Below are 16,296 nucleotides of genomic sequence, written 5' to 3' on the forward strand. Positions count from 1 at the left end.
TATCGGGACGGAGCCATTACGTGACGGCACTTGATATTGCAGCGCAGCAAGCGTAGAGCACCGCCCGCTTACCGGAGTGTCGTCCATGGCCCTTACCAATGCTGGTAACGAGGCAGAACCTGTCGAACAATCCAGCCATTCTGAGGTTGAGCAGCACAGCACCAAGGTGCTGATGCTGGGCGCGCTCGGCGTGGTTTACGGCGATATCGGTACCAGCCCGATCTATGCATTTCGCGAGGCGTTGCATGCATCGGCCGGTGGCAACGTCGCCAACCGTGGCGACATCCTCGGCGTGTTGTCGCTGATCATCTGGTCGCTGACGATCACCGTCACCATCAAATACATCATGTTCGTGCTCCGCGCCGACAATCGAGGCGAGGGCGGGGTGCTGTCGCTGATGGCGCTGGCGCGCAACAGTTTCCCGACGCGCTCGGCGGTGATCCTCGGCATCGGCATCGTCGGCGCGGCGCTTTTTTTCGGCGACGCAGTCATTACGCCGGCGATCTCGGTGCTATCGGCGGTCGAAGGTATGAATGTCGTCACGCCGACATTCCAGCCCTATGTGGTGCCGCTGACACTGGCCATCCTGGCGATCCTGTTTGCGGTACAGCGATTCGGCACCGGCGGCGTAGGTTTGGTGTTCGGGCCCGTCACGGCGCTGTGGTTCCTGGCCATCGGCCTTTCCGGCATTAACCACATCATCGCCGATCCGGAAATCCTGCTGGCGATCAGCCCGCATTACATCGTGTCGTTCCTGGTCAACTCGCCCGATGTCGCCTTCGTCACGGTTGGTGCGGTCTTCCTCGCCGTCACCGGCGCCGAGGCGCTCTATGCCGACCTCGGCCATTTCGGCCGCAAGCCGATCGTACTCGCCTGGCTGGCAATCGTGTTCCCTTGTCTGTTGCTCAACTATGTCGGGCAAGGCGCCTTCGTGCTGGCAAATGGCGGCGTTGTCGGTCATCCATTCTTCGAGATGAACCAGGGCTGGACGCTTATTCCGATGGTCGTGCTGGCGACGGCGGCGACCGTCATCGCCAGCCAGGCGGTGATCTCCGGCGCTTTTTCGCTGACCAGACAGGCGGTGCAGCTCAATATGCTGCCGCGTTTCGTTATCCAGCATACGTCGGAAAAACAGTCGGGCCAGATCTATCTGCCGCGCATCAACCTGATGCTGGCGCTGGTGGTGATGTTGCTGGTGGTCGGCTTCGGCGAATCCAGCCGCCTGGCCTCGGCCTACGGTATTTCGGTGACCGGCAACATGCTGGTGACGAATGTGCTGCTTTTTGTTGTGATGACGCGCATCTGGAAATGGCCGCTCGGCGTCGCGATCGCCTTGATGGCCGTGTTCGCCTTCGTCGATACCGGCTTCTTTGCCGCCAACATAGTCAAGGTGTTTGAAGGTGGCTGGGCATCGCTTGCCATCGCCGCAGTTATCGTGATGACTATGTGGACCTGGATCCGCGGCAGCCGCTATTTGTTCGACAAGACGCGCCGGAACGAGATCCCGCTCGATTTCCTTGCCGGCAATCTGCTGAAGAAGAAACCGCATCTGGTGTCGGGCACCGCGGTGTTCCTGACCAGCGATCCGCTGAGCGCGCCGACCGCGCTGATGCACAGCCTGAAGCACTACAAGGTGCTGCACGAGCAGAACGTCATCCTTTCGGTGGTGACGGCACCGCAGCCGGTTGTGCCCGACAGCGAGCGCGTCAAGATGGAAATGGTCAACGAGCTGTTCATGCGGGTGACGCTGACCTTCGGCTACATGGAGCAGCCCAACATCCCGCGTGCGCTGGCGATCTGCCGCAAACAGGGCTGGAAGTTCGACATCATGACGACGTCCTTCTTCCTGTCGCGGCGCTCTCTCAAGGCCTCGCCCAATTCCGGCATGCCGGTCTGGCAGGACAAGCTGTTCATCGGGCTGGCGCGCACGGCGGCCGATGCGACGGAATATTTCCAGATCCCGACCGGACGGGTGGTCGAGATCGGGACGCAGGTGGCTATCTGAACAGATGGCCGTGCCCTTTGAGGGCACGGCCATTGTGAGGCTCAGCTCACCAGAGCCGCCTTGTTTGCTTCAAGAAATTGCTTCAGCGGCTGCGGCTTCCTGCCGGACAGCGTCTCGACCGCGTCGGTCACCATGCCGATCCGGCCGGAGCGGGTGTTGGTGTCGAAGGAAACGATGACAGGCGCAAAAGCTTCGGGAACGCCGGCTGCCTTCAATCCCTCGGTCAGCGCTTCATCCGAAAGCTGGATAACTTCGATCGGCTTGCCGGTGACCTCGGTGACGAGGGCTGCAATCTCGGCCATCGTGTGGGCCTTGGGGCCGGTCAGCGTGTATGTCGTGCTTTCGGTTGCGCTCGAAGCAAGGCCGGCGGCGATCGCGGCTGCCATATCGTCGCGCGCGCCATGGGCAATGTGGCCGTCTCCAGCGGATGTGTACCAGTGCCCCGAGGCGATGGCGTGCGGCAGCGCCATGAACAGGTTCTCCTGATACCAGCCGTTGCGGAAGATGGTGTAGGGGATACCGCTCGCCTTGATCGCCTGCTCGGTGCCGTGGTGATCGGGCGCAAACAGTACCGGCGATCCTGGCTCCGGATTGGGCATCGACGTGTAGAGCAGATGCGAAACGCCGGCGCTTTTTGCGGCGGCGACCGCGGCCTCATGTTGCTTCAGGCGCTTGCCCGGAACGGCGAGCTCGTTTGTCGAAATGATCAGAACCCTGTCGGCGCCGGTGAATGCACTGGCCAACGACGCGGTGTCGTCGAAGTCGACTGCCCGGATGGTGACGCCTCGGGCTGCCAGATCGGCCAGATTTTCCGGATTGCGGGTGGCGGCGATGATGCGCTGAGGGGAGACCTTGAGCGTGTCAAGCAGATGATTGATGACGCCGCGGCCAAGCTGGCCGGAGGCGCCGGTGACGAGAAGGGTGTCGGTCATGAGATGTCCTGACGTTGCGCCGGAGCGGCGGGTGCATATGTTAGTCTCAAAAAGAGACCAGCACTAAAATAGGAATTGACCCATCCTCGTAAAGAAGGCAGTTTTGCGGGAGGTAGGCACATCCAGGGAACCAGCCATGGACGGCAAGATCGTCAATCTGAGATCGAAGCTCGAGATATACAAAGCAGGCAGCGGTGGCGGAAACCTTGCGGATTGCCCGGTTCGCGACGTGATCCAGGGCATAAGCAATAAATGGAGTTCACTGCTGATGGAGGCCTTGGCCGAGAAGCCGTACCGCTTCGGCGAATTGCGGCGGCTGGTGCCCGATATTTCACAGCGCATGCTCACCCAGACGCTGCACGATCTGCAGCGCGACGGCTATGTGCATCGCCAGGTGTTTCCGACCAAACCGCCGAGCGTCGAATACAGCCTCACCGATCTCGGGCGCTCGATGTTTGGACCCTTGCATCAGCTGATCCAATGGGCCGAGCTCAATCACGGCGCTGTACGCGAGGCGCGGAAGATTTTCGATGCTGCCGAGGGCTGAGCCTCAAGGCCGAGACAGCGGCTTGATTTAGCGACAGCGCTGAAGGATTGTCCGGCCTGGGTTGGGTCGGGCAGATGGGCAATTCTCTGGACATCGCGATTGCCGGCGCCGGGCCGGCTGGACGTGCCGCCGCGCTCTATCTCACGCGCGCCGAACATAGGGTCACCATCTTCGAGCGCTTCGACCAGCCAAAGCCGGTCGGGTCCGGGCTGATCCTGCAGCCGACCGGGCTGACGGTGCTTGCCGATCTCGGCCTGCTCGACGACATTCTGGCGCTGGGCAGCCGCATAGACCGCCTGCATGGTGCAGACGCCAGAACTGGCCGCACCGTGCTGGATGTCCGTTATGATGCCCAGCGCGGCGGTCGCTTCGGGCTGGCGGTGCACCGCGCGGCTCTGTTCGGCGTGCTTTTCCGCGCCGCCCGGCGCCAGGCGATCACCATCGAGACAGGTATCGAGCTCGAGACGCTGGAAACCGGCGAACGGGCAACATTGATCTGCGGCAACGGACGACGGATAGGGTCGTTCGACCTGGTAGTGGATGCCAGCGGTTCGCGCTCCAAACTGCGGCGGTGCGTAACCAATCCGGGCGAACCGCGATCGCTCGCCTATGGCGCGTTCTGGGCATCGCTCGGCTGGCGCGGCGAGGGTTTCGACGAGCACGCCCTGCTGCAGCGCTACGACAAAGCGAGCGTGATGATCGGCGTGCTGCCGATCGGCCGGCCTGAGCCCGGTGCCGGGAAGATGGCGGCATTCTTCTGGAGCCTGAAGCCGGCGGATGCCGAGTGCGTATGGGCGGCAGGTCTCGATGCATGGAAGGCGAGATTGGCCGGGCTGTGGCCTGCATGCGCGGCATTCACCGACCAGATCGACAGTTTCGACCAGCTTTCGCTGGCGCGCTATGGCCATCACACGATGAAGACGCCAGCCGGACGGCGATTGGCCGTTATCGGCGACGCGGCCCATTCGACAAGCCCGCAACTCGGGCAGGGCGCGAACATGGCGCTGCTCGATGCAGCTGCGCTCAACTACGCGCTCATAGGAACGGACCGTATCGATACCGCGCTGGGGGCCTATGTCGGGGCGCGGCGATGGCATGTGCGGGTCTTCCAGGCGCTGTCGCTGGTGCTGACGCCGTTTTATCAATCGGATTCAATTGTGATGCCGTTCGTCCGCGACAGGCTGGTGGCGACGCTGGCAAAAGTCCCGCCGGCGCCGCAGTTTCTTGCTTCCATGGTTACAGGAACGGTGCTCAATCCATTCAAGCCGATCGGGCTTGCGGAAGCGCTGTGGCCGGATCGTTTTGGCGGATGATTTCCGAAAGGTGCGAACCCTTAGCCTGCAAGAATGCATGGAGGCGTTGCGCATGATCGGGAGCGACCGCGTCCTTTACGGATGGGCGTTCGTGCAATGCCTTGCGCCAGGCCTGGATATGCGGTTTTCCGTCCAGGATGCCGAAATCGCCGATCCGGTCAAAGACCTCGAAATAACGGAAAATCGGCCCGTAGACCGCGTCGACCAGTGAAAAACGCTCGCGGTCGAAGCATGGTCCAGCCGCGCCGTTCGCCAGTTCCACTTCCAGGCGATCGAACATTGCTGCCAGAGCCCCGCGTTCGGCGATGAAGGCGGCTTCGGTGAGTGCTGAATAGAAGCGGCCGATGGCATTGAGGATTGCTGAGCCGAACTCGATCCAGGCGCGATGCCGGGCACGGGCATAGGGGTCGGTGGGATGCAGCGGATTGGGCTGGGTTTCCTCGAGGAATTCGAGGATGACGAGCGATTCGAAGATCACCGTTTCCTGGCCGTCATGCTCAACGCGGAGCAGCGGCACCTTGCCGAGCGGTGATATCGCCTTGAACCAGGCAGGCTTGTTGGCGAGATCGACCGTGATGCGTTCGAACGGCACGCCCTTTTCGCGAAGTGAAATCGCCGCGCGCTGCACATAGGGGCAAAGATGATGGCTGACGAGAGTGAGCTTGTCGGTCATCTCACTCCCCCCAGACATAGTTCAAGGCACCGTCCTCGACGCGGGTGGAGAGAAACATCAGGCGGGAGCCCTTCCGCGCCGGGCCTTCGAGGCGATCACCGTTCGCCATGTCGAACGAGGCGCCGTGCCACTGGCAGACGAGCTTGCCGTCCTTGCAGTCGAGCGGGCCACCGAAATGCAGGCAGACGTTGGCGGCGGCGCGGATACGCTCGCCGCTGCGGTAGACATGGACCTCGCGGCCGAAGAACGGAGCGATCAGGCTGCCTGTTTCCGGAATGTCGGCGATCTTGCAGATTTCATGCTTCATCGGAATTGCCTCTCATGATTGATGCGATTGCATCTATATAGATGCATTTGCATCGATCGTCAAGCTTGATGCAATTGCATCTATCACCTACGATGCAATCATGACCGGGATTCCTTCACCTCCAGCCATCAAGGCCTGGGCCCGCCTGATGCGGGTTTCGCGCCAGTTGTTGGAACGAGCCGAGGACGCGCTGAAGGACAGTGGCCTGCCGCCGCTTGCCTGGTACGACGTCCTGCATGAGCTTGCCGAGGCGGGCGAGGGCGGATTGCGGCCGTTCCAACTCACCGAGCGCACCCTGTTTGCGCAGTACAACATCTCCCGGCTGCTGGCGCGGCTCGAAGCCGACGGGCAGGTCGAGAAGCTTCCAGTTGCCGATGACGGCCGCGGGCAAACAGTCCGCGTCACAGACAAGGGACGCGAGACGCGCCGCCGCATGTGGGCTGTCTACGGCCGGTCGATCGCGGAGTTGGTCGGCTCCCGGCTTTCCAATGATGAGCTCGACGCGCTGTCAGCTCTGCTTGGGCGCCTGCGAGATCCGCCCGCCCTGGAGTGACACGCCTTCATGACGAAGATGGCACCGATTGGCGAGGTCAGGCACTGCCCAAGAGGAATGCCAACGTCGCCAGAACGCCAAGCCCGACGCGGACCAGATGCAGATTGCCCCATTTGGCGATCAATGTCCGAGCTTCAGGATTGACGGAGTTCGCGTCCATCGCCTCCAGCAACCTATTTGCCGGCATCATCACCAGCAGCGTCCATGGCCAAGGCAGGATGATCAGCAAGGCACCGACCAGATAAGCGAGATTGCCGGTCAGCCACCAGGCGACGAGGCCCAGAATACAGGCGATGACGGCGATCGAGGCCTGCATGGCGGCGCCGCGCTTGTAGGAAGGCTGCCATTCCTGCAGCAATGCCTTGTCATCGAGGCGAAGCCGCGCCGGCTGCTCGGCGACGCTGACGTAGATAGCCGCGCCAGCGAACACTGCGGCAACGGTCAAGGCAAGCAATCCGGCGAGCATGATCCGTGTCTCCCGTGATGCCCCGCATGGAGCAAACAGAAATAAAGGCTTGCGTCGGGTCGGGCAATACGCCATAAATCCGAACCGTAACGTACGGTACGCCATCGAGCTCGTATCTGAACTGCGGGTGAGTTTGCCTCCTGAGGAAAAACTGTGTTGCACGCTGTGACCGACATCGACACCAGCGAGGCGCTGACGGAGCGGCAGAAGGACGTGCTCGACGCCGCCCTTCGCCTGCTGGTCGAAGAGGGCGATCAGTTGACCATGACCGCCGTGGCGCGGCGGGCGAGCTGCTCGAAGGAGACGCTCTACAAATGGTTCGGCGATCGCGACGGGCTGTTGACGGCAACGGTACAATGGCAGGCGTCCAAGGTGCGGATAGTGCCGGTCGACCGCAAGGGGCTCGACCTCCCTTCGCTGACGGCGAGCCTCGAACGCTTCGCTTCGGACTGGCTCAAGGTAATTTCGAGCGACACCTCGATCGCGCTGAACAGGGTGGCGGTCGGCCATGCTAGTTCGGGGAAGGACGATCTCGGCGCCATCGTGCTGGAGAACGGCCGCTTCGCACTGGCCAAGCGCCTCAAGCCGGTGCTGGAGGCCGGGAGACAGGCCGGGTTCCTTGAATTTTCGGACGCGGAGACGGCGTTCCGCACCTTTTTCGGGCTGGTCGCCCGTGACGTGCAGATCCGCTTGCTGCTTGGCGACCGGCTGGAATTGACTGATGTGGCGATCGGCGGCGACGCCGTCCGGGCGACGCAGCAGTTTCTCGCTCTTTTCGGGGCAAAAACCGGGCCGCAGGGCCCATAGAGCCGGATGATTTCAGGTCAAATCGACCTGAAATCTGAATCCGGCTCTACACTAAAAGATGGAGCATGATGTCGTCCGAAAACCGCTTCACACTTTTCGGCATCATGCTCTGGTTCAAAACGGGAAGGAAGAAAAATGCGTGTCTATTACGATCGCGACGCCGATCTCAACCTGATCAAGGGCAAGAAGGTCGCTATCATCGGCTATGGCAGCCAGGGAAGGGCGCATGCGCTCAACCTCAAGGATTCCGGCGTCAAGGACATCGCCATCGGCCTCAAGGCCGGCTCGGCGACCGCCAAGAAGGTCGAGGCCGACGGGCTCAAGGTGATGAGCGTAGCCGATGCCGCCAAATGGGCCGACCTGATGATGATGGCGACGCCGGATGAGCTGCAGGCCGACATCTACAAATCCGAGATCGCGCCAAACATCCGCGATGGCGCGGCAATCGCCTTCGCCCACGGCCTCAACGTGCATTTTGGCCTGATCGAGCCCAAAGCTTCGGTCGACGTCGTGATGATCGCGCCGAAGGGGCCTGGCCATACGGTGCGCGGCGAATACCAGAAGGGCGGTGGCGTGCCGTGCCTGGTCGCGGTCAACCAGGACGCTTCGGGCAATGCGCTCGACCTGGCGCTCTCCTACGCCTGCGGCGTTGGCGGCGGCCGCTCGGGCATTATCGAGACCAATTTCCGCGAGGAGTGCGAGACCGACCTGTTCGGCGAGCAGGTGGTGCTGTGCGGCGGCCTGGTCGAATTGATCCGCGCCGGCTTCGAGACACTGGTGGAAGCCGGCTACGCGCCGGAAATGGCCTATTTCGAGTGCCTGCACGAGGTCAAATTGATCGTCGACCTGATCTACGAAGGCGGCATCGCCAACATGAACTACTCGATCTCGAACACCGCCGAATGGGGCGAATATGTCTCGGGCCCGCGCATCATCACTGCCGAGACCAAGGCCGAGATGAAGCGCGTGCTGAAGGATATCCAGACCGGCAAGTTCACCTCGGAATGGATGCAGGAATACCGCGCCGGCATGTCGCGCTTCAAGGGCATCCGCCGCAACAACGACAGCCACCAGATCGAGGAAGTCGGCGCCAAGCTGCGCGCGATGATGCCGTGGATCTCGAAGAACAAGCTGGTTGATAAGGCCAAGAACTGAAGGAAATCCACGTTCGTTTCGTTACCCGTCCTCGGGCTTCGCCCTGCGGGCGCGTGGGAATTTCCATGAACAAGCTGGTCGACAAGGCCAAGAACTGATCGCAATTTCATTGCCAATCAAGAAAGGCCGGCGGAGCGATCCGCCGGCCTTTTCGCATCAAGATTGTGTGGTTTCCAGGCTTCTGCACAGGCGCACTATCCTCATCACCGTGATATGCCTGTGCGGGGCATGGCACAAAAGTGCCAAAGGGGGTGAGAGTTGGAACTCAAATTTCTGTTGGTCGGGTTTGCCTGCGCGGTTGCCGGCATGCTCTCCCTCGTCACCTTGCTGAAGTGGTGGGAGGTGAGGGTGGTCAGCCACTGGTCTCCTACGCCGGGAAAGATCATCTCGTCGCGGGTCGAGGCTCGCGAGGTGACCAGTTCGGGATCCGGTTCGGACAGCAGAGGGTCGACCGAAATCCGCAACTTCCCGGCAATCACCTTCGAATACAAAGTGAACGGCAAGACATTTCGCAGTTCGCACTACAGCGTGCAGGAGAACCTTGGAAACTTTGCCGTGGCGGAAACCCTTGCGAAATTTCCAAACGGGGCCGGCGTAACCGTCTTCTACAATCCGGCCGATCCAGCCAAGGCCGTGATCGAACGCACCATGCCCGACGGCTCCTTCAAGTTCATGGTCCAGCTTTCGGCCGGGCTGGTGGTCGGCGCGCTTGTATTGGTCTTCTCCGTCGGCGGCGTCCTCGAAGCGGTCCGGCCGTTTTTGCCCAAGCCGCAGAACCTCGGCGCCGCGGCCCTGCTGCTTTTCATGGGATTATTTGTCCTGCGCATGGGCTTTGCCCAGAAGTCACTTGCGGAACAGGCGGCCAAATGGCCCATCACGGCAGGACGCATCGACGCCTCGGGCCTGCAGAAATTCGAGACCCGCGACAGGTCCGGAGGCGGCTATCGGCCCTGGCGAACAGTCTTCAAATCCCGCATCGTCTACAGCTATAGCGTCGCCGGCCAGCGCTACGCCGCCGATCGCATCGCTTTCGGCGCAAACGTGACGGCTTCGCTGCCGAGGCTCGTCAGCGGTCAATCGCAGCGCTACCTCCAGGGCGACAAGGTTGAGGTCCACTACGATCCCGACAACCCAGTTGCAGCGGTTCTCGAATGCAGGGTGAGCGGGCTTTGGCTCCTGTGGGTCTGCGCCGTTGGCTTGATAGGTGGAGCCGCGCTGCTTGTCGGGGTGATCTAATGCTGAAGCTGCCGTCCTAGACGCTGTAGATCCAGAGGAAGAGGACACTTGTCGTCAGCACCTGACAAGAACTCCGCTGTCGAAGCCCGGCCATGTCAGTCTCAACGTCGCCCCGTCGACCACAATATGGATGACACGGGAGAACGGCTCTTCGGCCGACGGGTCGGATCCGTAACATTGGCTGGCCCGCGCCACCCAGCCCGTGGGCGTCTTGAGGAACGTTGCGTGTTCGCAGCCGAGAGCAGGGACCGACAGCGCGTCGCGGTATAATGTGTAGACAGTCTGGCGTTGAACATCCGCAACGGCGGTACAGTTCGATCTGTTCCCGGACCATATGCCCACATACTGTTCCGCGGCGAAGGCGTGGCCGCACGAAAATGCTAGGATCGAAATGAGCATCAAGAGATTTCGCATGATCGATTCTTCTTTTCGACGTGGCCTTGGGCCATGCTAAAGCATCGATGCTCAGACTTCACAATGATGCTGCTCCAAGGGACTTAAATGATCATCCACAAAGCAGCAGCTATTTTTCTGAGCATGCTGAGCCTGTTGCAAGCAGCGAACGCAACAGAATGTTCGCTCAGCCATGCGACCTATCGCGAGCCGCGTTCGGGAGCGACGATACAGTTCCGGCCAACCAACAATGAGCCGGCCGCGCTGACGACCGAGGTCTTTTCGTTGATCGTGCCCAACACCGACATTCGTCTGCCGTCGGACATTACCTGGACCAATGGCAAGTACTCGTTTCCTGTCGGCACGATCCGGCACACCTGCACCGACGACGATCGTGAGGCTGGTCTCGAGGACGGCACCGGGCTGTGCAGAGTGTGGGATGGGCAGGTCTATGCGTTCAATGCAGGCGGTGCCGAGCAGTTGAGTTCCCGCGAAGCCTCGCCGGCACCGGCAGGGTTGCTGTTGCCTGACTTCGGCGCGATTTTTACCGAATGGCCCGATTTCGCCAAAGCCAATCCCGACGGTTCAGCCTGGGACGCCTTTAGCTTGACGGGTTGTAGCGATGAATAGCAAGAGACTGCCGGCCTGCATCTTCGCCCTGCCGGTCCTTATGGCCATGGCAACCGGCGCTCGTGCCGACCAAAGCAAGCCGTCGCGTCCGCCTGTCGACAAATGCGCTTGGGAACGGCTGGCGGACAAGGATGTCGGGCTGGCTGCCTGGGTGCAGCGCTGCGATTTCGGTTTTCGCCGGATTCATTTCGAGCTTGGCGGCAATGCTCTTGCCATCAAATACAGCGACGGCGGGCCGGCCGATCCCGTCGTCGAAGTCTTCGATATGCTGCCTGGCGAGGCCGCCGATGCTGCGTTGCAGCGCATTTTTACGCAGAAGACCGAGAAAGCCATCGGCACACGTTGCGTGCTCATGCCTTACACCGAAGGGGCGACGCCCGCGCGCATCCTCCGGTATGTTTTCAGTCCCGATGCCGCCTATCGTGAGGAATTGAAGACCGTCGCCAACCCTGACGAGGTCGGCGAACCGCCGTGCGGCGAATGGGGCGAAGCCCCGGACGGCATTCAGTATTTCGAGGTGCAATCACCCGAACTGCGGAAGCTTCTATTCGTTCGCGTCGGCCAGGATGAGCCGCTGTTTGACGAGCAGACACTGCAAGTCCTGCCACCCGGATAGCGCCGGGATCTCAGCCGTAGTGCCAGCTGGGCTTTGGTTCGGTGCCGGTGAACATCACCCCAATTCGGTCCTCGCGGCGCCAGCGGACCACCGCCTTGTAGGCAATGCCGTCGGTCGGAACATAGAGCAGGAACTCATCGGGGACGCGCGCGTCGATCGAGACCTTCAATTCGGCACCGCCGGCATGCATGTTGCGCAGTGTGCATGTGACCTCGGAGTTGGTCATGCCGGTCAGGATCGCCGCGCCCTTCAAGACGCGCTGCCGGTGTTTGTCCCTCTGTTCGTCCTCGGCCATCGCACGCAATCCAGCCATCTTCGCGTCTCGGGCGTTCTGATCGGGAGGATTATTAGACCTGCCTGATAAAAATAGCGTTATCACCAGTGGAGGCTGGCGATTTTTCGCGGTTGCTGGCCGTAAGAAAAAATCGGCGCCGCAACGCGCGGCGCCAGACGATATTATTACCGGCCTGCTCAGCTATAGGGCGAGTAGCATTGCTGGCGCGGCCCGTTATAGGGCTGGAACGTGTTGTCCCAGGCGCGGTACGACCGGTAGCGATTGTAGCACCATTGGACATGCGCGCTGGAAAGCCGCTGTGTCCGGTAGTAGCGCCGCGGTGCGGGCGCATCGTAGTAGTTGTAATTGTTGTATAGGCTGCCGAGGCCAAACCCCAGGCCCAGCCCAAGAATCGCGGCGCCGGCACCATCATCGTAGTAACCGCCGCGGTAATGGCGGCGGTGATGGCGCCAACGCCAGCTGTCGTCCCAGCCGCCATTGTCCCAGTGTCTCGAGAAATGACGGCCGCGGAAATTGTTGGACCGCCATCTCCAATCATTGCCGCCGTGCCATTGCCGAACGCCGTGATTGCGCCAACGCCAGATCTGCCTGTCATTGCCGCCTGCCCAATCTTCACGAATTTGCACGATGTCGGCGGCATTGCCCGCCACCGGCAGCAGGGGTTTGGGCATCGGCCCGGCAAGCGAAGGGGCCGAGAGGCCGGCGATCAGACCGAGGGCCATCAGCCCGGATCTGACAGAAGATAAAAAGAGCGGTTTCATCGCACTCTCCGAAGATTCAGGCCCCACGCCCAGAATACCCCGGGGAAGGGCCTATTGATGGAACTTTCCATCTGAACGGAAGATGAACAAAAAGGTTCCGTCAACCATGGCGAGCGCGCGATCAATCAGAGCCGCCTGGTTTCTGCGCCCTTGTTTTCGGGCGCGCTTGCGGGCAAAGGTCAAAGCCATGTCGCTGCGCCTTGCCACCTTCAACGTCGAAAACCTGATGAACAGGTTTGATTATTCCGGATACCGCAATCAGCTCAACGAAGATCGCACGCTGGCGCTTTTCGACATTCAGAGCGAGGCCGAATACAAGATGCTCGAGCAGGCGCGGGCCATCGCCCAATCCGACGACACGCGGCAGTTGACGGCGCTGGCGATCGCGGCCACCCGCGCCGACATCATCTGCATGCAGGAGGTCGACAATATCGAGGCGCTGAGGGCCTTCGAATATGGCTATCTGTTCAAGATGGTGGGGCAAGGCTACCGGCAGAAATACACCACCGCCGGCAATGATTCGCGCGGCATCGACGTCGCCGTGATGATGCGCAACGAGACCGCGCAGGGCCAGCCGATCGAATTCGTGCGCATGACCAGCTACGCCTATGTCACGTTCGAGCAATTCGGCCTGCACACGCCGGAATTGGCAGCGCTTGGGTATCAGGCCAATGAGCGCATCTTCCGGCGCGACTGCCTGGAAATCGATCTGACGGTGGCTGGCGCGCCGTTGACGCTCTACCTCGTGCATTTCAAGTCGATGGGCTCGCCCCGCAACGGCCTCGACGGCCGTGAAGCGACAATGCCGCTGCGCATCGCCGAAGCTCAAGCAGTGCGCCGGATCATCGAGGAGCGCTTCGGCAAGGACCATGCCGCCGACAAGCGCTGGGCAATCTGCGGCGATATGAACGACTACCGGCAGCGCGTGAAGATTACCGGCGATGCCGTCGACGGCTACCGTTTCGAGGTCATCGACGAGAGCCGGTCCTGCATCGATGTGCTCACTGCCGGCGGCTTTTGTGAAAACGCGGTCGAGCGGCGGCCGGAAATGGACCGCTGGACTTTCTATCACACACGCGGACCGGAAGAGCGGCATCTCTGCCAGCTCGACTACATCCTTTTGTCGAGCGCGCTGGCCAGGCAGAACGCCACCGCGGTTCCCGATATCATCCGCAACGGCCAGCCTTGGCGCACCATATTTCCAGCGGGCCAGGAGGTCGAGCGCTTCCCACGTGCCGGGTGGGACCGGCCGAAGGCATCCGACCATTGCCCGGTAGCAATTGCCCTCGACATGGTGTGAGACAGGCGTGAGTTTCGATCTGCCGCGCAACGTCATCCTGCCGGTCGATGCCATCGACGTCAGGCTCGATTCCGGCCCGCATCCGTTCGAGCGCGATCATGCCGACGCGATCGCCGAGAACTGGCGGCGTGAGACCGCGGCCAAGCCGGCGCTTTTCGACGGCACCGTGGTGCTGCTTTCCGCTCTCAGCTATCGCGACAATCGCCTAGTCGGCCGTTGCCATGCGGTGCGTTATTCGACCTTCATGCTTTGGCGCAGCAATCGACAGGTGCCTGGCGCCGAACATGCCTACGCCCATGCCATGCTGGTCGCCGGCGACAATGCGCTTGTGGCGATCCGCATGGCGCCGCATACGGTCAATGCCGGCCGCATCTACTTCGCCGCCGGTTCGTTCGAGCCAACCGATTTCCGCGACGGCCTTGTCGACGTCGACTTCAACATGATCCGCGAGGTGCGCGAAGAGACCGGTCTCGACCTGTCAGGCGCGACACGCGGCAGGCGCCATTACGCCCTGTCGACGGCAAGCGGCACGGTGATCTTTCGCCGCTACCGCGAGACGGCCTCCGCCGACGACCTGGCACAGCGGATCAGCGCTTTCGTCGCGGCCGAGTCAGAGCCTGAAATCGAAGGCCCCGTAATCATCCGCAATGCAGCCGACCTGCCGGACGGGCTGATGCCGCATATGAGACCGCTGATCGAATGGCACTTTGCGAGCGAGCAAGGTTTCCAACTCTAACGTCGTAGCCTACCTTCAATGGCCTTGCGGTCGTTGCGGGCGGCAACAAAATACAACAGCACGCCGAGACCCAGGAGCGCGCCCATCGCCGTTCCCATCGTCTGCCCAATTACCTGCTGGAAGTCAGCGGTGACGCGATCGGGATTGTCCATCCCATAAAGGATCAAATTCCACCAAAGCCCTGCCAAGGCGGCTTCGACGATCACAATCGCCAGAGCCAGTCGCGCTTTCTTGCTCATCCATTGTTCCCCCCTTAGTCCCCAACAGCATTGTTATCATTGCAGAATGTGCTGCGACAAGGGCAGGTTGCATAAAAAATTGGCAGCGTCTGGAGGCGACACTTGCTGAAATGCCTATTCATGCCTCAGCGCGTCGATCGGGTTAAGCCGCGCGCCGCGCAGCGCCGGGAAGAAGCCGAACACCATGCCGATCAGCGCGGAGAAGCCGACCGCAAGCAGGATGACCGCCGGGCTTGGCGCAAACGGGATCGTCAGCGTCACCGAGGCGAGGCCGGCCAGCGCCAGGCCGATCAGGATGCCGATGATGCCGCCAAGCAGCGACAGCACGGTTGCCTCGACCAGAAACTGGATGAGGATATGCTTTTCATGGGCGCCGATGGCGAGCCTGATGCCGATCTCGCGCGTGCGTTCGGTTACCGACACCAGCATGATGTTCATAATGCCGATGCCGCCGACGAGCAGGCTGACGCCGGCGACGGCGCCGAGCATGCCAGTCATGGTGGTGGTCGCGCTGGCCATGGCATCGGCGATCTGGGTCATGTCGCGGATCGAGAAATCATCGTCGCGGTCGGGCGGGATGCGGCGTGTGTCGCGCAAGATGTCCTCGACGCGCTGCTGCAGCACTGTGGTTGGCGTACGGTCGTCGGCGGCGACATAGATCGAGTCGATGTCGCGATTGCCGGCAATGCGACGCTGATAGGCGGCGAGCGGCATCAGCACGACATTGTCCTGGTCCTGGCCGAAACCGGTATAGCCCTTCGGTTCGAGCAAGCCGATGATCTTGCAGGAGGTGCGGTTGACGCGGATGATCTCGCCTTCGGGGTCGCCGGCGCCGAAGAACTGCTGGCGCACCGTCTCGCCGATGAGGCAGACGCCGGTCCCCGAGCGGGTTTCCGAATCGCTGAACGGGCGGCCCGAAACCAGCTTCCAGTCGCGGGCATCGAGATAGGCGCTGTCGGTGCCGGTGACGCCCGAGGTCAGGCTTTCGGTGCCAAAAATGACGCGCACCTGCTTTTGCGACGCCGGCGCGATAGCGCGCGCGCCGTTCAGATGCGCGACAAGCGCGGTGAGATCCTTGTAGGCAAGAGGCCGGACCACCTGGTCGAGCCCTCCCGGGCCGCCAGGCCCGGCCGGACGGCCGGAACGGATGACAAGCAGATTGCTGCCGAGCTTGGAAATGTCGGACTTGACCTTCTCGGTGGTCCCCGAGCCGATGGTCAGCATGGCGATCACGGCGGCAACACCGATGACGATGCCGAGCAGCGTCAGGAACGAGCGCAGCACGTTGCGGCGGATGGAGCGGAGCGAGAGGCGAACGGTTTCCCAGATCAT

The 16,296-nt window shown here is 61.7% G+C and carries 20 protein-coding genes; 11 read left to right on the forward strand and 9 right to left on the reverse strand.

All coding sequences use genetic code 11. The features are described 5' to 3' along the window. Positions 1-85: 85 nt before the first annotated feature. Positions 86-2,005, forward strand: coding sequence for a potassium transporter Kup (locus tag NKJ28_RS18635; protein WP_352450049.1), 1,920 nt, complete (start codon positions 86-88; stop codon positions 2,003-2,005). 41 nt (positions 2,006-2,046) lie between these two features. Here the strand turns inward: NKJ28_RS18635 and NKJ28_RS18640 are convergent, their stop codons facing one another. Then, the gene (locus NKJ28_RS18640; protein ID WP_084641112.1) at positions 2,047-2,937 is read right to left on the reverse strand and encodes an SDR family oxidoreductase; all 891 of its coding nucleotides are present in this window, start codon (positions 2,935-2,937) and stop codon (positions 2,047-2,049) included. A gap of 136 nt (positions 2,938-3,073) precedes the next feature. Between NKJ28_RS18640 and NKJ28_RS18645 the strand changes: the two genes are divergently transcribed. Together NKJ28_RS18645 and NKJ28_RS18650 are read left to right on the forward strand one after the other, a co-directional pair. Beyond that, entirely contained in the window at positions 3,074-3,484 is a 411-nt protein-coding gene (locus NKJ28_RS18645; protein ID WP_352450047.1) for a winged helix-turn-helix transcriptional regulator, read from the forward strand. Between the two features lie 74 nt (positions 3,485-3,558). Continuing rightward, positions 3,559-4,797, forward strand: coding sequence for an FAD-dependent oxidoreductase (locus NKJ28_RS18650; protein WP_352636665.1), 1,239 nt, complete (start codon positions 3,559-3,561; stop codon positions 4,795-4,797). Here the strand turns inward: NKJ28_RS18650 and NKJ28_RS18655 are convergent. Together NKJ28_RS18655 and NKJ28_RS18660 are read right to left on the reverse strand one after the other, a co-directional pair. Next, positions 4,745-5,470, reverse strand: coding sequence for a glutathione S-transferase family protein (locus NKJ28_RS18655; protein ID WP_352570418.1), 726 nt, complete (start codon positions 5,468-5,470; stop codon positions 4,745-4,747). The two genes, NKJ28_RS18650 and NKJ28_RS18655, sit on opposite strands and share 53 nt — an antisense overlap. A 1-nt stretch (position 5,471) precedes the next feature. Further along, positions 5,472-5,777, reverse strand: a complete 306-nt coding sequence (locus NKJ28_RS18660) for a Rieske (2Fe-2S) protein (RefSeq protein WP_352570416.1) — start codon at positions 5,775-5,777, stop codon at positions 5,472-5,474. Positions 5,778-5,877: 100 nt separating this feature from the next. Here NKJ28_RS18660 and NKJ28_RS18665 point away from each other — a divergent pair, with 100 nt between their 5' ends. Then, positions 5,878-6,330, forward strand: coding sequence for a MarR family winged helix-turn-helix transcriptional regulator (locus NKJ28_RS18665; protein ID WP_023676665.1), 453 nt, complete (start codon positions 5,878-5,880; stop codon positions 6,328-6,330). 37 nt (positions 6,331-6,367) lie between these two features. Here the strand turns inward: NKJ28_RS18665 and NKJ28_RS18670 are convergent, their stop codons facing one another. Then, on the reverse strand, positions 6,368-6,796 hold the full coding sequence (locus NKJ28_RS18670; protein WP_023676664.1) for an anthrone oxygenase family protein: 429 nt from the start codon (positions 6,794-6,796) through the stop codon (positions 6,368-6,370). A gap of 153 nt (positions 6,797-6,949) precedes the next feature. On the opposite strand from NKJ28_RS18670, the gene NKJ28_RS18675 reads away from it, so the two are divergent. The 5 genes from NKJ28_RS18675 to NKJ28_RS18695 all read left to right on the forward strand — a co-directional run bounded on the left by NKJ28_RS18675 (position 6,950) and on the right by NKJ28_RS18695 (position 11,633). Beyond that, the gene (locus NKJ28_RS18675) at positions 6,950-7,603 is read left to right on the forward strand and encodes a TetR/AcrR family transcriptional regulator (RefSeq protein WP_352570415.1); all 654 of its coding nucleotides are present in this window, start codon (positions 6,950-6,952) and stop codon (positions 7,601-7,603) included. A gap of 135 nt (positions 7,604-7,738) precedes the next feature. Beyond that, positions 7,739-8,758, forward strand: a complete 1,020-nt coding sequence (gene ilvC, locus NKJ28_RS18680; RefSeq protein ID WP_023676662.1) for a ketol-acid reductoisomerase — start codon at positions 7,739-7,741, stop codon at positions 8,756-8,758. 258 nt (positions 8,759-9,016) lie between these two features. Next, the gene (locus NKJ28_RS18685; RefSeq protein ID WP_023676661.1) at positions 9,017-9,994 is read left to right on the forward strand and encodes a DUF3592 domain-containing protein; all 978 of its coding nucleotides are present in this window, start codon (positions 9,017-9,019) and stop codon (positions 9,992-9,994) included. A gap of 501 nt (positions 9,995-10,495) precedes the next feature. Then, positions 10,496-11,017, forward strand: a complete 522-nt coding sequence (locus tag NKJ28_RS18690) for a hypothetical protein (RefSeq protein WP_023676659.1) — start codon at positions 10,496-10,498, stop codon at positions 11,015-11,017. Continuing rightward, a complete protein-coding gene (locus NKJ28_RS18695) occupies positions 11,010-11,633 on the forward strand; it encodes a hypothetical protein (protein WP_352636666.1) in 624 nt (207 codons plus the stop codon). The genes NKJ28_RS18690 and NKJ28_RS18695 overlap by 8 nt, the downstream gene beginning before the upstream one ends. Positions 11,634-11,643: 10 nt before the next feature. Here NKJ28_RS18695 and NKJ28_RS18700 read toward each other — a convergent pair whose 3' ends face one another. From NKJ28_RS18700 to NKJ28_RS18710, 3 genes are all read right to left on the reverse strand, one after another. Beyond that, positions 11,644-11,928, reverse strand: a complete 285-nt coding sequence (locus NKJ28_RS18700; protein WP_352570507.1) for a PilZ domain-containing protein — start codon at positions 11,926-11,928, stop codon at positions 11,644-11,646. A gap of 176 nt (positions 11,929-12,104) precedes the next feature. Beyond that, positions 12,105-12,689: a BA14K family protein gene (locus NKJ28_RS18705; protein ID WP_352589629.1), complete on the reverse strand. Its 585-nt coding sequence runs from the start codon at positions 12,687-12,689 to the stop codon at positions 12,105-12,107. Between the two features lie 51 nt (positions 12,690-12,740). Further along, on the reverse strand, positions 12,741-12,878 hold the full coding sequence (locus tag NKJ28_RS18710) for a hypothetical protein (RefSeq protein WP_156937338.1): 138 nt from the start codon (positions 12,876-12,878) through the stop codon (positions 12,741-12,743). On the opposite strand from NKJ28_RS18710, the gene NKJ28_RS18715 reads away from it, so the two are divergent. Further along, positions 12,877-13,989, forward strand: a complete 1,113-nt coding sequence (locus tag NKJ28_RS18715) for an endonuclease/exonuclease/phosphatase family protein (protein ID WP_352636667.1) — start codon at positions 12,877-12,879, stop codon at positions 13,987-13,989. The genes NKJ28_RS18710 and NKJ28_RS18715 overlap by 2 nt on opposite strands. A gap of 7 nt (positions 13,990-13,996) precedes the next feature. Then, positions 13,997-14,725 (forward strand): hypothetical protein, encoded by a 729-nt coding sequence (locus NKJ28_RS18720; RefSeq protein ID WP_352636668.1) that lies wholly within the window; start codon positions 13,997-13,999, stop codon positions 14,723-14,725. Here the strand turns inward: NKJ28_RS18720 and NKJ28_RS18725 are convergent. Together NKJ28_RS18725 and NKJ28_RS18730 are read right to left on the reverse strand one after the other, a co-directional pair. Then, entirely contained in the window at positions 14,722-14,964 is a 243-nt protein-coding gene (locus tag NKJ28_RS18725) for a hypothetical protein (RefSeq protein WP_352636669.1), read from the reverse strand. The genes NKJ28_RS18720 and NKJ28_RS18725 overlap by 4 nt on opposite strands. Before the next feature lie 114 nt (positions 14,965-15,078). After that, positions 15,079-16,296: an ABC transporter permease gene (locus NKJ28_RS18730; RefSeq protein ID WP_352636670.1), complete on the reverse strand. Its 1,218-nt coding sequence runs from the start codon at positions 16,294-16,296 to the stop codon at positions 15,079-15,081.

It is taken from the genome of Mesorhizobium sp. M0145, from assembly GCF_040322355.1.
In the GTDB taxonomy this organism is placed as follows: domain Bacteria; phylum Pseudomonadota; class Alphaproteobacteria; order Rhizobiales; family Rhizobiaceae; genus Mesorhizobium.

Coding starts and splice junctions, on each gene's coding strand:
- NKJ28_RS18660 (WP_352570416.1), bottom strand. CDS start 5,777: ATGAAGCATGAAATCTGCAAGATCGCCGACATTCCGGAAACAGGCAGC.
- NKJ28_RS18725 (WP_352636669.1), bottom strand. CDS start 14,964: ATGAGCAAGAAAGCGCGACTGGCTCTGGCGATTGTGATCGTCGAAGCC.
- NKJ28_RS18705 (WP_352589629.1), bottom strand. CDS start 12,689: ATGAAACCGCTCTTTTTATCTTCTGTCAGATCCGGGCTGATGGCCCTC.
- NKJ28_RS18670 (WP_023676664.1), bottom strand. CDS start 6,796: ATGCTCGCCGGATTGCTTGCCTTGACCGTTGCCGCAGTGTTCGCTGGC.
- NKJ28_RS18650 (WP_352636665.1), top strand. CDS start 3,559: ATGGGCAATTCTCTGGACATCGCGATTGCCGGCGCCGGGCCGGCTGGA.
- NKJ28_RS18690 (WP_023676659.1), top strand. CDS start 10,496: ATGATCATCCACAAAGCAGCAGCTATTTTTCTGAGCATGCTGAGCCTG.
- NKJ28_RS18700 (WP_352570507.1), bottom strand. CDS start 11,928: ATGGCCGAGGACGAACAGAGGGACAAACACCGGCAGCGCGTCTTGAAG.
- NKJ28_RS18640 (WP_084641112.1), bottom strand. CDS start 2,937: ATGACCGACACCCTTCTCGTCACCGGCGCCTCCGGCCAGCTTGGCCGC.
- NKJ28_RS18715 (WP_352636667.1), top strand. CDS start 12,877: ATGTCGCTGCGCCTTGCCACCTTCAACGTCGAAAACCTGATGAACAGG.
- NKJ28_RS18645 (WP_352450047.1), top strand. CDS start 3,074: ATGGACGGCAAGATCGTCAATCTGAGATCGAAGCTCGAGATATACAAA.
- NKJ28_RS18665 (WP_023676665.1), top strand. CDS start 5,878: ATGACCGGGATTCCTTCACCTCCAGCCATCAAGGCCTGGGCCCGCCTG.
- NKJ28_RS18635 (WP_352450049.1), top strand. CDS start 86: ATGGCCCTTACCAATGCTGGTAACGAGGCAGAACCTGTCGAACAATCC.
- NKJ28_RS18730 (WP_352636670.1), bottom strand. CDS start 16,296: ATGATCTGGGAAACCGTTCGCCTCTCGCTCCGCTCCATCCGCCGCAAC.
- NKJ28_RS18655 (WP_352570418.1), bottom strand. CDS start 5,470: ATGACCGACAAGCTCACTCTCGTCAGCCATCATCTTTGCCCCTATGTG.
- ilvC (WP_023676662.1), top strand. CDS start 7,739: ATGCGTGTCTATTACGATCGCGACGCCGATCTCAACCTGATCAAGGGC.
- NKJ28_RS18710 (WP_156937338.1), bottom strand. CDS start 12,878: ATGGCTTTGACCTTTGCCCGCAAGCGCGCCCGAAAACAAGGGCGCAGA.
- NKJ28_RS18695 (WP_352636666.1), top strand. CDS start 11,010: ATGAATAGCAAGAGACTGCCGGCCTGCATCTTCGCCCTGCCGGTCCTT.